Source organism: Empedobacter sp. R750 (genome assembly GCF_030324345.1).
GTDB classification, from domain to species: Bacteria; Bacteroidota; Bacteroidia; order Flavobacteriales; family Weeksellaceae; genus Empedobacter; species Empedobacter falsenii_C.
Genome location: NZ_JACAGF010000002.1, coordinates 258,802 through 272,285, shown reverse-complemented (window position 1 = coordinate 272,285; position 13,484 = coordinate 258,802). Strand labels below are relative to the sequence as shown.

Sequence of the window (13,484 nt, the reverse complement as noted above, 5' to 3'; positions counted from 1 at the left end):
TTACCAAAGATTCAATATCTTTATAAAGTAAAATCTTAAAAACACATGAAGAAAATTGTTTACTCGTTGCTTTTTATAGCGATGACTTTTGGTGCGTCGGTAAAAGCGCAAGAAAATGTTACTTATCAATTGCCTCCGCAAGAAATTTTACAATTGGCAGATGCGGATATGCCACCCTCAATTAGTACAGATCGCAAGGCAGAAAATGCATTTTTGTCTTATAGAAGTCGTTATAAAACGATTAATGAATTGTCAGAAAAAGAATTACGTTTAGCAGGATTACGAATTAATCCAGTTACAAATATCAATTCACGTGAAACATTCAGTGAGAAAATTACTTATTTTGATCTGAAAACTTCAAAAGAAAAAACGATAGCTGGTTTACCTGCAAAAGGTCGTTTTTCTAATCAGTCTTGGAACACTTCTCAATCAAAATTTGCCGTTACAAATACAACAAATAAAGGTGTAGAATTGTGGATTATTGATGTAAAAACACAAGCTGCAACAAAAGTTTATGAAGATAAATTAAACGCAAACTTAGGTCGTCCTTTCAATTGGATTTCAGATACAGAATTAATTGTGAATGTAATTCCGGCTTCTAAAAAAGCATTGATTGATACGAAAGATGCTATTGCGACTGGACCTACAGTTTCTGTTGCTGACGGAAAAGAAGCACAAAACAGAACTTATCAAGATTTATTGCAAAATAAAAATGATGAGTTTAACTTCGAGCAATTAGCAATTTCTGAATTAGTAAAAGTTAATATCGAAACAGGAGCAAAATCGAAATGGAAAGATGCTGCGATGTACACGGATATTTCGACTTCTCCAGATGGACAATATGTTTTGGTGAACGAAATCAAAAAACCTTTTTCATATTTAGTAACCTACAATAGTTTTCCATCAACTGATATTGTGTATGATATCAACGGAAAATTAATAAAAGAAGTTGATCATAAAGAGTTACAAGAAGTTGTTCCGAAAGGATTTTCTTCGACAATTACGGGGAAAAGAGGTTTGAATTGGAGAGCAGATAAACCAAATACATTGTATTGGGTTGAGGCTTTAGATGGTGGTGATGCAAACAAACCTGCGGAATATCGCGATGCACTTTATCAAGTTGCGGCGCCTTTTACTGCGAACAAAGAGTTGTTGGTAAAAGTAAAAGATCGTTATAGAGGAGTGACTTGGGGAAATGATGAGGTTGCGATTGTGAGAGATGCTTGGTATAACACACGAAACGAAAGTAGTTATTTGTTCAATCCGTCAAATCCAACTCAAGAACCAATCCGTTTTTTCAGTAGAAATTCGCAAGATGCATACAATAATCCTGGAAATTTCGTAACTGAAATGAATGATTATGGTTACAATGTTTTAGCGATTAACAAAGGAAAATTGATGTTAGTCGGAGAAGGAGTTTCTGCTGATGGAATCTTACCTTTTGTTGATGATTTTGATATCAAAACGCAAAAAACTTCTCGTTTATGGAGAGCGCAAAAATCAGATAAATTAGAAGCAATTGCTCGTGTTATTGATCCAAAGAAAGGAATCATTTTAGAGCAAATTCAATCGAAATCAGATTATCCAAATTTATATGTTCGTAATATTTTTCAGAAAGGGGGAAAACCAAAACAAGTAACGTTTACAAAAAATCCTTTTGAAGCAATGAACAAAGTTTCGAAAGAGTTAATTACGTACAAACGAGCTGATGGTGTGGAATTATCAGGAACTTTATACTTGCCACCAAATTATGATAAAACGAAAAAGGAAAAGTTACCAATGTTAATGTGGGCTTATCCTCGCGAGTTCAAAGATGCGTCTACGGCAGGTCAGGTTACAACTTCTGAAAATAAATTTACTTCTCCTTCTTACGGAGGTCCTATTTATTGGGCGTTGAGAGGATATGCAGTGTTAGACGATGCGGCTTTCCCAATTATTGGAGAAGGAAAAGAAGAGCCAAATGACACGTTCGTTCCTCAATTGGTTGCCAATGCAAAAGCAGCGATTGATGCGGTAGATAAATTAGGTTATATCGATCGTGAAAGAGTTGCGGTTGGTGGACATTCTTATGGCGCATTTATGACAGCAAATTTGTTAACGCATTCTAATTTATTTGCGGCGGGTATTGCGCGTTCAGGCGCTTATAACCGTACGTTAACGCCGTTTGGATTCCAGTCAGAACAACGTAATTATTGGGAAGCTCCAGATGTTTACAACACAATGGCGCCTTTCCAAAATGCAGATAAAATGAAAACACCATTGTTGTTAATTCATGGTGAAGCTGATAATAATACAGGAACTTTCCCGATGCAATCTGAGCGTTATTTCAATGCATTGAAAGGTTTGGGAGCAACAACACGTTTGGTTTTATTACCACAAGAATCTCACGGATATGCAGCAAGAGAAAACATTCTTCACATGTTGTGGGAACAAGACCAATGGTTAGAGAAATATGTGAAAAACAAAGGAAAAAATTCTGAAAAGAAATAATTCTCAATACAAGAAAACCACTTCGAAAGAAGTGGTTTTTAAATTTTATAGCTGAGGTATTATAACATTTTCAAGAAGTTAACTTCTAATTCTGTTAATCTTCTAAAATCACCTCTTTGTAAAGTTTTCTTTGTAAGTCCTGCAAAAGAAACGCGGTCTAATGCTTCTACTTCGTATCCTTTTGTTTCGAAAATACGACGTACAACGCGGTTCCAACCAATGTGTAATTCTACACCAACTTCATTTTTCGGTCTACCTTCGATAAAAGAAATTTCGTCAACAACTGCAATTCCTTCAGGAATTAAACGAACACCTTTTTTGATATCAGCCAAATCATTTGCTGTTAACTTTTTATCTAAAGTTACATGATATATTTTTTTGATATCATGACTTGGATGCGTTAATTTCTTAGTTAAATAACCATCATTTGTAAACAATAAAACGCCTGTTGTTTGTCTGTCTAAGCGACCTACTGGGAAAATTCTCGCTGTAGTTGCAGTAGACATTAAGTCCATTACAGTTTTACGTCCTTTTTCATCATTTGATGTTGAAATAAACCCTTTTGGCTTGTTCAACACAAAATATACATTTTTCTCTGAAGAGATTTTATGACCATCGAAACGCACTTCATCATCGGGTTGTACTTTATAACCCATTTCAGTAATCACTTGACCATTCACTGTAACGATTCCAGTTTTGATCAACTCGTCGGCCTCTCTTCTGGATGCAATCCCTGCATTCGCTACATATTTATTTAAACGAATAGTCCCGTCATCAACTGGTGCTTTTTTCAGTCTTTTAACAAATGGTTTTTCACCTGGTTTGTTAAACGGTTTCTTTGGTCCAAAACTTTTCTTTCCTTCTTCTGATGGTTTTCCACCAAAAGTTGGTTTTCCTTTCCCTGAAGATGGTTTAGAAGAAGAATTTCCTCTTGCTCCACCTTTTCCACGATTGTTCCCGCCTTGGGAATTTCTGTCGTTGGATTGATTTCGTCTGTTATTCATCTGAATTTGATTAATTTATGCGCTGATTAAAATTTTGCGCAATAGTTTGCAAAGTTAAGGGATTTATTTCGATTAATACGATACTAAATACACCCGCAACAATCATTCCCTTAAAAAAATAATGTAAAATCTTATATGCTTGTGTCGATTTTATTCTCCAAATGATAAATAAAATCACTGTGAAAGCGATATTTGCAGCAATAAAAAAGTATTTCATTGCGCCAACATCATTTTTCATAATGATAATAATTCCAATGATTAATTCTATAATAATTAAACATGAAATCAAAACTTTTGTAAAATCGATTCCATATTTAATTGGAATTGAATCATAATTATAAATCAAATCTGCTTTTTGAGAACTCAAATCTTTTACAATATCAGTAATCAATAATAAAATGGTCAAGAAAGTAGCATGCAAGGCCAAATTGAATGTGAAATGATCAAAATAAACCAATAAGGCGAAAAATGGCATCACACGAATGACAACCAAGTAAAAGTTTTTGATCAATGCAAATCGATTGATTTTGTGACTATAAAACCAAACCAAAAATTGATAAACCAAAAAGAAAATGAAAACTTTCCACGAAATTAAAGCTGCAATAATCAACGCTAAAGCATTTAGAACAATGTAAACGGTTAGTTTGAAACCTTGCGAAACTTGTTTCTGAAGATAAACTTGTAAAGGACGTTTGAGTTCGTCTTTTTCTAAATCGTAAAAATTATTGATGATATATCCTGCGGCCACACAAAGTATCGAACAAAGAATAAGTCCGTCCAACTTTGGATTTGTCAACAATTGACGATGACCAACTTCTGGCGCAAAAATAAAAAGCGCAGCAAGATATTGTGCCAATATTAGCACAATTAAATTATAGCCACGAACAACAGAAAATAATGCAAAAACCTTTAAGATTATTTTCTGAATGTTCATTGATTATATTTTTATAAATTATTTTTTTAGAATTTGTAAATAACTTCGGTCTGAAAGTCTTTTAGGTAGCTTTTCGCCTTGTCATAATCTTGTGTAAAACCAAGAACATAACCGCCTCCGCCAGAACCACAAAGTTTTAGGTAATACGTATCTGTATCAATTCCAGTTTTCCATGCATTCACCAATTTTTGAGGAATCATAGGTCTGAAATGCTCATAACCCCAAGCTGACAATTTTTGAAGATTTGCAAAAAGCGGATTGTATTCACCTTTCACAAAGTTCTCGATACATGCATTGTTGTATTTAATAAACTCTTCTTTCAATGTTTTACGGAAACCTTCTTTTTTCATTTTTTCGAAGAAAATATGAATCATTGGCGCCGTTTCTCCTGGTGTACCAGAATTGATTAAGAAAACAGCTCCTTTTCCATCAGCATTTGCAGAAGGTAAACCAATTGTCGAGATATCATCTTTTGATTGAATTAATAAAGGAATATTCATGTAACAAATCAAAGGATCAATTCCAGAACTTTTTCCATGAAAATGAGATTCTAAATTACCGAAAAGCGCTTTTAATTCGCTGATTTTTTCTTTGTTTAGATTTTGATTGATATCAATTTTATTCAAGGCATATTTGTCATAAATAGCGGCAACCAAAGCGCCAGAACTACCTACGCCATATCCTTGAGGAATGTTAGAATCGAAGTACATTCCGTTTGCAACATCTTCCGAAAAAGATTTTGTATCAAAAGTATCAGCAAAATTTTCTTCCAAAAATTTTGCATAATTTTTCAAGTGAGCATTTGATGATTCTGCAATTTCAGAAGGTTCAAATTTTAATGCACCTTGATAAAAATTATAAGGAATTGTTAATCCTTTCGAGTTCTCAATAATTCCATATTCGCCAAAAAGTAAGATTTTGGCATAAAATAATGGGTTCTTCATTCAATGATAAAATTGGTACTGCAAATCTACAAAATTTAAGCCACTCTTTTTTGAATTTGAGGAAGAGTTTTGCTTTAAAAAATTGTAAATCACATTATTTTTTGATTATTAGTAGATTTTGGAATATATTTTGACTAAATAATTTAGAATAAATTGGTTAAATTTCAATTAATAATCAATGATTTTAACCGAATTAGCATTAAAAATAGAGAATTAATGTATTAAAATATATAAATTTGTGCCATGTATATCACCGAATATCTATCGAATGAGATAAAACCAGGGAAAGTTAATTCTTCTCCAAGTCAGCTTTTAGAAGTTGTGCAAGAGAATAAATTGACGCATCTGCCTTTGTTTAAAGGGTTGGATTTTGTTGGAAATATCTCGGAAGAAGATTTGATTGAATTATCAATTGATGATGAAAAAGTAGATTATACCTCGTATTTGGAGAGTTTTTATCTTTCTGAATCGAGTACGCTTTTAGATGCAATTCAGATGATGTACACGAATCAGGCGAATATCTTACCGATTATTAACGAACAATCGCGCTATGTTGGTTTTATTACGGAAACGGATATTATTAACACATTTGCAAATTTCCCTTTTGTTGCTGCGCAAGGCGTTTCGATGCTAGTTTCGATTGCGGAAAAAGATTTATCGATGACGGCGATTTCTAATATTATCGAAGTGAATAACGGAAAAATATTGGGAATGATGATTGTTGGAAATAAGGAGGATAGCGTTTATGTTTTGCTAAAATTTAGTTCATCGAACTTGTTGACAATTGGTGAGACATTTGAACGTTATGGATATCAAGTGATTCAAAAATTTTATAACGACGAAAAACAAGAACTTCTGCAAAGTCGTTATGCACAATTGTTAAAATACATGAATACCTAATGATAAAAGTTGCACTTTTTGGACAAAAAACAAGTACGTCTTTAACGGATATTATTCCACCATTTATTAATTATTTAGTTCAGAACGAAATTGCTTTTTGTGTTGAGCAAAATTTTCTTCAAATCTTAAAAGAAACAACTGATTTTGATACTGATAATGTAGAAACCTATACTTCTCATGATGATTTAGACAAATCGGTCAAATTCTTATTCAGTTTTGGTGGAGACGGAACAATCTTATCAGCAACTACAATTGTTAAGGATTCTAATATTCCAATTATTGGCGTAAATACGGGACGTTTAGGCTTTTTAGCAACAATTAATAAAAGTGTGTTGTTGGAGCAAATGGATAGTTTTTTCAATGATGATTACAACATTATTCCACGAACTTTATTAACAGTGAAAAGAAGTGATGGTGTAGAAATTGAAAATAATTTTGCAATTAACGAAGTAACTGTAGTTCGCCGTGAAACAACGAGTATGATTACGGTTGATGCTTATTTGAACAATGAATTTCTAAATTCTTTTTGGTCTGATGGATTAATTATTTCTACGCCAACTGGTTCTACAGGGTATTCGTTGAGTTGTGGTGGACCAATAGTTCATCCGTCCAATCAAAATTTTGTCATTACACCTGTTGCGCCACATAATCTAAATGTACGTCCATTAATTGTGTCAGAAAACGAAAAAATTGACTTAAAAATACGTAGTAGAGCTAATGAATACTTCCTTTCGTTGGATTCTCGTAACTTTCCTTTAACAACTGACGTCGAATTGACGATACAAAAAGCTGACTTCAAAATCTTAATCGTTGAAGCTATTGATGCGACTTATTTCACAACTTTGAGAGAAAAAATGCTTTGGGGTTCAGATAAAAGGAATTAAAATTTACAATAAATCTTCTTAATTTTTGTTAAATCAGTTACGTTGAATTGACTTTTGTTTATATTTGTTCGAATTTAAAAGAAGATAAAAAGCAAAAGCCGAAAAAATAACACAACTTATGAGGAGATTTTTTTTGTTTGTTTTTATACTATGTTTTTCGCAATTAACTTTTGCGCAAAGACATGAACTCGGAATTTTTGCTGGTGGAGCAAATGTGATTGGAGATATTGGTAAAGCCAATTACATCAATCCGTTTCCTACGAAAACAGAACCAGGTGGGAAAATTTATTTACCAATTTCCATAGGAGGATTGTATCGTTTTAATATAAATCCGCAAATGGGTTTTAGAGCAAATGTCTCTTATTCAAAAGTTGGAGCAAGTGACCACCGCTCGAAAGAGTATTACAAATTAGAAAGAAATAAAAATTTTCGAAATAATATTGTAGAAGGATCATTGATGTTTGAGTATAATTTCTTTAATATCAATGATGATCAAGAAAAAGCGCAATCGCCTTATATTTTTGTAGGAGTTGGAGCTTTTTCGGCAAAAGGAAAAGAATATGATTACGATGGAACAAACAACGTAATTATCGAAAAAACAAAATATAATACCGATTTAACGATTCCTTTTGGGGTTGGATATAAAGTAAGATTCAATTACAATTGGATTTTATCTTTTGAGACAGGTGTTCGTTATACAAATGTTGATTATATAGATTACAACAAAGGAAAATTTACTCAAAATTTTATCGATGCTGTAGCTGATGGTGTTGTACCTTCAGATGAATATAGTAAAAGAGTATACGGAAACACATCAAACAAAGATTGGTACGTATTATCAGGAATTACCTTAACGTACAGTTTTGGTCGACCTGCTTGTTATTGTGATTAAAAAGAATGGAAATTAGTTTAGTAGAACAAATAGATAAAAATAATATACCTAATCACGTTGCAATCATTATGGATGGTAACGGAAGATGGGCTAAGAAGAACGGCAAAGAAAGAACTTTTGGACACAAAAGTGCTTTGGGAGCTGTACGATCTTCAATCGAGACTTGTCGAAAATTAGGTATAAAACATCTTACACTTTACGCATTTTCTACTGAAAATTGGAACCGTCCAAAATTAGAAGTCAATGTTTTAATGACTTTATTAAGTTCTGCAATTAAGGACGAAATAAATGAATTACACAAAAATGGAGTTCGCTTGAATGTGATTGGAGATTTATCAAAATTACCAAAAAAAGCATTCAAAGATTTGACTCAAGCAATGGAAAAAACAAAAGACAACACAGATTGTGTTTTGACATTAGCATTAAGTTATGGTTCGAAAGAAGAACTATTACACGCGATGAAATCTATTGCCCAAAAATACAAAGACGGAGAAATATCCGACAATGATTTTAATGAAGAATTAGTTCATCAAAACTTATATACACACGATTTACCTATGGTAGATCTTATGATTAGAACAAGTGGCGAAACCAGAATTAGTAATTTCTTGTTGTGGCAAATTGCTTACGCAGAATTATATTTTACAGAGGTTTTGTGGCCTGATTTTAACGAGGAAGAATTTTATAAAGCAATTTTAAATTACCAAAATCGAGAACGTAGATTTGGTAAGATAAGCGAGCAACTAACGAACTAATCGAACTGAAATAGAGGATTATGAAGAAAATTTTTTGGACAATGTGTATGCTTGGAGCTTACATGGCACAAGCGCAAGTCGTAGATTCTACGAAAACCATTGATTCAACACAACAAGATAATTTTGTCTTAGATTATACCAATGCACGAACTTTCAAACTGAAAGATATCGTTGTAACAGGTGACTCTAAATATTCTAAGAATCAAATTATCCGTTATGCAGGTTTTGCTATCGGTGAGGAGATAGAATTACCAGGTACGAAGGTAAATAATGCTGTAAAAAAATTATGGAGATCTAATATTTTCTCTGACATCGACTTGTATGTAGATAAAATAGAAGGTAACGAAGTAACATTAGAGCTTGCCTTGGTTTCAGTTCCTAGTTTAGGAGAAATTAAGATTAACGGCGTGAAAAAATCGCAACGCGAAGATTTAATCAAACAAAATAAATTAAATCCAGGTGTTAAGATTACACAAAGTTTAATCAATACGACAAATAATAAAATCAAAGATTATTATACTGGAAAAGGTTATCCTAACACAACAATTAATGTAGAACGTCAGCCAATCGCTGGTAAAGAAGACGAAGAAAACATTACATTGAATGTGAATCGTGGAGAGCGTGTAAAGATTAAGAAAATCATTTTCGAAGGAAATGAAAACTTAACTGCTGCTCGTTTACGTAAAAAAGGGATGAAAAATACCAAACAGAAATCTATCAATATCTTCAAGTCATCTAAAATGATTCCTGAAAAATTCCAGGAAGATTTAAAAACTTTGGTTGATGAGTACAAATCTGTTGGTTTTAGAGATGCTAAAGTTGAGTCATACAACATCGAAAAAGTTGATGACAAAAACTTATTAGTTAAAATTAAAGTTAACGAAGGAAAACCATATTTCTTAGGAGATGTAACGTTTTCTGGAAACTCAATTTATACTTCTGAACAATTACAACGAATTTTTGGTTACAAAACAGGAGATCGTTATGATGCAGTAGGTATCAACAAAAAGATTTCTGGATCAGAAAAAGACGATGATATTTCTACATTATACATGGATAGAGGGTATTTGTTTGCTCGTGCTATTCCTGTAGAAAAAAGTGTGAAAAATGATACAATCGATCTTGAAATTAAAGTTTTCGAAGGTACACAAGCTACACTTAATAAAGTAACGATTAACGGTAATACGGAAGCTCACGATCATATTTTATACCGTGAGTTAAGAACTAAACCAGGAGATTTATTCTCTAAATCGGACATTAAACGTACGATGATGGAGTTAGCTTCTTTAGGATATTTAGAACCAACGCAAATTGTTCCAGATATTCAACCGAATCAAGATAATAATACAGTTGATGTAGAGTGGAAAGTTGCTCCAAAATCATCTTCTCAAGTAGAATTACAAGGGGGATATGGTGCAGGGACTTTCATTGGTACATTAGGATTAACTTTCGGGAATTTCTCATTGAAGAATTTTTTCAATAAAAAAGCTTGGAAACCAATTCCAATGGGAGATGGACAACAATTATCACTAAGAGCACAAGCTGGTAACGGATATAAAAATTATAGCTTATCGTTTGTTGAACCTTGGATTGGAGGAAAACGCCCTACAGCTTTATCAACGTCTTTTTATTATTCACAATATGATTACCGCGATAATTATGGAGAAAAAGCGAAATTGGATATCTTAGGAGCTTCAGTTGGTTTAACTAAGTTGTTAACTTGGCCAGATGATTATTTCCGTTTATCAAACTCAATTTCTTATCAGTTATATAACTTCGATAATTATGCGATGTCTGTTGGTAATATGCAATATGAAAATGGTTCGTCAAACAACTTAAATTATACATTAGGTTTAACACGTAATTCAGCTGGACCAGACCCTATTTTCCCTCAATCAGGATCAGAAATTAGTTTATCGTTTACGACAACATTTCCTTATTCAGTTTTTAATAACAAAGACTATACAAACATGTCTGACGTAGAAAAATTCAAATGGTTAGAATATTATAAATTCAAAGCTAAAGCATATTTCTACAAAGAATTAACAGGAAAATTAGTTTTAAAAGCTGGTGGAGAATTTGGAGTTTTAGGAACATATAACCGTAAAATTGGAACAATTCCTTTCGAACGTTTTTACTTAGGAGGAACAGGTCTTACACAAAACCGTTTTGATGGACGTGAGATTATTTCATTAAGAGGTTACGAAGATGCAACAAACTCTGGTGGACAAACAGGAGATATTACGCCAGAAGGAGGTGGAACAATTTATAATAAATATTCGTTAGAATTACGTTATCCAATCACAATGAGCCAAACAGCCAAAATTTATGCATTAACTTTTGCAGAAGGAGGTAACGTTTGGAACAATACAAGTGAATTTAAACCGTTTGAATTAAAACGTTCTGCTGGAGCAGGTGTTCGTATTTATATGCCAGCATTTGGTTTGTTAGGATTTGATTTCGGATACGGGTTTGATAAAGGATTTGGACAAACAGAACGCTCTGGATGGCAAACTCACTTTATTATTGGACAACAATTCTAATAAATTGATTAAATTTGCTTAGAACGTTTTGGCATAATTTTAGAATTAACACACCACAAATATGAAAAAATGGATTAGCTTTATAGCGTTGTTCTTTGGATTAGCAAGTTTCTCTTTCGCGCAAAGATTTTGTTACGTAGACAGTCAGTATATTTTAGAAAATTTACCAGAATATACTTCGTCTCAAAGCAAATTAAAATCTCAAACAGAATCTTGGCAAAAAGAAATTGAGCAAAAACAAGAAAATTTAGCTAAATTACAAGCCGAATTCGAAGCCGAAAAGATTTTATTAACGGCAGAGCAGGTGAAAGAGCAAGAGAAAAAGCTAGCAGATGAAGTAGCGGCTGTAAGAATTTTGCAAGACAAACGTTATGGACCAAATGGCGATTTAGTGAATCTGAGAAGATCAATGGTAAAGCCTTTGCAAGATCAAATTTATAATGCGACAAAAGAAGTTGCAGATAAAAGAGGTTATGGTTTTGTATTTGATAAAGGAAGTGATTTAATCATGATTTATACAGATCCAAAGTTTGACATAAGTAGAGAAGTATTAATGACTTTAAGACCAGAATTGAAACCAAATAATTCAAAAACATCAACTTCTGGAAATAATAAAACTAGTAATAGTAGCAATAAAACAAGAAAATAAATTTTAAAAAACAAATTAGACTAGAAATGAAACAAATTAGATTGATAGCAGTATTTACAATGATGGTTTTCGGAAGCGTTTTATCTTTCGCTCAAGAAATTGCACATATTGATACGCAAGCAGTAATTGAATCAATGCCAGCATACAAAAAAGCTGAAGCAGATTTACAAGCATTAGGTAAAAAACACGAAGATGCTATCGCAAAATTACAAGCAGACTATAAAACTTTTATGGAAACTGCTCAAAAAGATTTAGCAGGTAAATCTCAAGAAGAAGCTCAAAAATTAATTGCAGCAAACAAATACCAAGAGAAAGAGCAAGAAATGCAAAAGAAATACGAAACTTATGCAAAAGCTGCTCAAGATGAAATGCAAGCAAAAGAGAAAGCTTTAATGGATCCAATCGAGAAAAGAGTAATGGATGCAATTAATTCTGCTGCTGCAAAAAAAGGAGTTAAATATGTTTTACCTGCTGGTGTTTTAGTTTACAAAGCTGGAGGATACGACTTATTAAACGACGTTAAAAAAGAATTAGGTTTATAATTTTAAGAATTATTAATATCTTCAAGCCACTATTTTAGTGGCTTTTTTTATATATGAAAAGAATTTTAGTTACCGGAGCGAATGGTCAGTTAGGTCAATCAATCATAGAGCAATCAAAAAACTACAAGGAAATTGAATGTTTTTTTGTTACTCGAAATGAATTAGATATTACGAATGAGGAATTAATAAATCATTATTTCGAAGATAAATCATTTGATATTGTTGTTAATTGTGCAGCTTATACAGCAGTTGATAAAGCAGAAGATGATCAAGAGAATGCTTATTTAGTAAACGTAAAAGCAACAGAGTTTTTAGCGAAAATTACGAAACAAAAAGGTATTCCTTTTATTCACATTTCGACCGATTATGTCTTTGATGGAACTGAAGCTATTCCTCGTTTAGAAACTGATCAAACGAATCCAATTGGCGTGTATGGTCAAACAAAGTTAGACGGAGAAAATTTAGCATTAGAAAACAATCCTAAAACGATTATTTTACGCACAGCTTGGGTTTATTCTCGATTTGGAAATAACTTCGTTAAAACGATGCTTAGGTTGTTTAATGACAAAGATTCAATCTCTGTTGTGGCAGATCAAATTGGCTCTCCAACAAATGCAATTGATTTGGCTGATGCAATCTTAACGATTGTTTCGAAGGATGATTTAACGTATGGAATTTTTAATTATTCGAATGAAGGAGAATGTTCTTGGTTTGGATTTGCACAAAAGATTAAAGAATTTTCTAATTCAACAATCGAAATTAATCCTGTTTCTACTTCAGCTTATCCGACAAAAGCGAAACGTCCTGCGTACAGTTTATTGGATAAATCAAAAATAAAAGAAGTGTATCAACTTAATATTCCGACTTGGGAAGATAGCCTGAAAGAAGAATTGAAACATTTGATTTAGTTTTTATTTCAATTATAATAGTATAAAAAAAGCTCGAGA

At 32.6% G+C, this 13,484-nt stretch carries 12 protein-coding genes; 9 read left to right on the top strand and 3 right to left on the bottom strand.

All coding sequences use genetic code 11. The features are described 5' to 3' along the window. Window positions 1-45: 45 nt before the first annotated feature. Window positions 46-2,490, top strand: coding sequence for an alpha/beta hydrolase family protein (locus tag HXZ74_RS03745; protein ID WP_286473899.1), 2,445 nt, complete (start codon window positions 46-48; stop codon window positions 2,488-2,490). 59 nt (window positions 2,491-2,549) lie between these two features. Here the strand turns inward: HXZ74_RS03745 and HXZ74_RS03740 are convergent, their stop codons facing one another. Genes HXZ74_RS03740 through HXZ74_RS03730 form a run of 3 tightly spaced genes read right to left on the bottom strand, consistent with a single transcriptional unit; the run spans window position 2,550 to window position 5,372 of the window. After that, window positions 2,550-3,494, bottom strand: coding sequence for a pseudouridine synthase (locus tag HXZ74_RS03740; protein ID WP_286473896.1), 945 nt, complete (start codon window positions 3,492-3,494; stop codon window positions 2,550-2,552). Between the two features lie 10 nt (window positions 3,495-3,504). Then, entirely contained in the window at window positions 3,505-4,428 is a 924-nt protein-coding gene (locus HXZ74_RS03735; protein WP_280062628.1) for a UbiA family prenyltransferase, read from the bottom strand. 26 nt (window positions 4,429-4,454) lie between these two features. Next, on the bottom strand, window positions 4,455-5,372 hold the full coding sequence (locus tag HXZ74_RS03730) for a mevalonate kinase family protein (protein ID WP_038334712.1): 918 nt from the start codon (window positions 5,370-5,372) through the stop codon (window positions 4,455-4,457). 243 nt (window positions 5,373-5,615) lie between these two features. On the opposite strand from HXZ74_RS03730, the gene HXZ74_RS03725 reads away from it, so the two are divergent. The 8 genes from HXZ74_RS03725 (at window position 5,616) to rfbD (ending at window position 13,445) form a co-directional block, all read left to right on the top strand. Continuing rightward, on the top strand, window positions 5,616-6,272 hold the full coding sequence (locus HXZ74_RS03725; protein WP_114998381.1) for a CBS domain-containing protein: 657 nt from the start codon (window positions 5,616-5,618) through the stop codon (window positions 6,270-6,272). After that, window positions 6,272-7,156, top strand: coding sequence for an NAD kinase (locus HXZ74_RS03720; RefSeq protein ID WP_280062626.1), 885 nt, complete (start codon window positions 6,272-6,274; stop codon window positions 7,154-7,156). The genes HXZ74_RS03725 and HXZ74_RS03720 overlap by 1 nt, the downstream gene beginning before the upstream one ends. 118 nt (window positions 7,157-7,274) lie before the next feature. Continuing rightward, a complete protein-coding gene (gene porG, locus HXZ74_RS03715) occupies window positions 7,275-8,048 on the top strand; it encodes a type IX secretion system protein PorG (protein ID WP_280062625.1) in 774 nt (257 codons plus the stop codon). 11 nt (window positions 8,049-8,059) lie between these two features. Further along, window positions 8,060-8,803 (top strand): undecaprenyl pyrophosphate synthase, encoded by a 744-nt coding sequence (gene uppS, locus HXZ74_RS03710; protein ID WP_180906770.1) that lies wholly within the window; start codon window positions 8,060-8,062, stop codon window positions 8,801-8,803. 20 nt (window positions 8,804-8,823) lie between these two features. After that, window positions 8,824-11,346 carry an outer membrane protein assembly factor BamA gene (gene bamA, locus HXZ74_RS03705; protein ID WP_280062624.1) on the top strand — a complete coding sequence of 841 codons (2,523 nt, stop codon included), beginning with the start codon at window positions 8,824-8,826 and terminating at the stop codon, window positions 11,344-11,346. A gap of 61 nt (window positions 11,347-11,407) precedes the next feature. Beyond that, window positions 11,408-11,995 carry an OmpH/Skp family outer membrane protein gene (locus tag HXZ74_RS03700; RefSeq protein ID WP_180905650.1) on the top strand — a complete coding sequence of 196 codons (588 nt, stop codon included), beginning with the start codon at window positions 11,408-11,410 and terminating at the stop codon, window positions 11,993-11,995. Window positions 11,996-12,021: 26 nt separating this feature from the next. Next, entirely contained in the window at window positions 12,022-12,537 is a 516-nt protein-coding gene (locus HXZ74_RS03695; protein WP_286473895.1) for an OmpH/Skp family outer membrane protein, read from the top strand. Window positions 12,538-12,590: 53 nt separating this feature from the next. Then, window positions 12,591-13,445: a dTDP-4-dehydrorhamnose reductase gene (gene rfbD, locus HXZ74_RS03690; protein ID WP_286473893.1), complete on the top strand. Its 855-nt coding sequence runs from the start codon at window positions 12,591-12,593 to the stop codon at window positions 13,443-13,445. The last annotated feature ends 39 nt before the right edge of the window (window positions 13,446-13,484 follow it).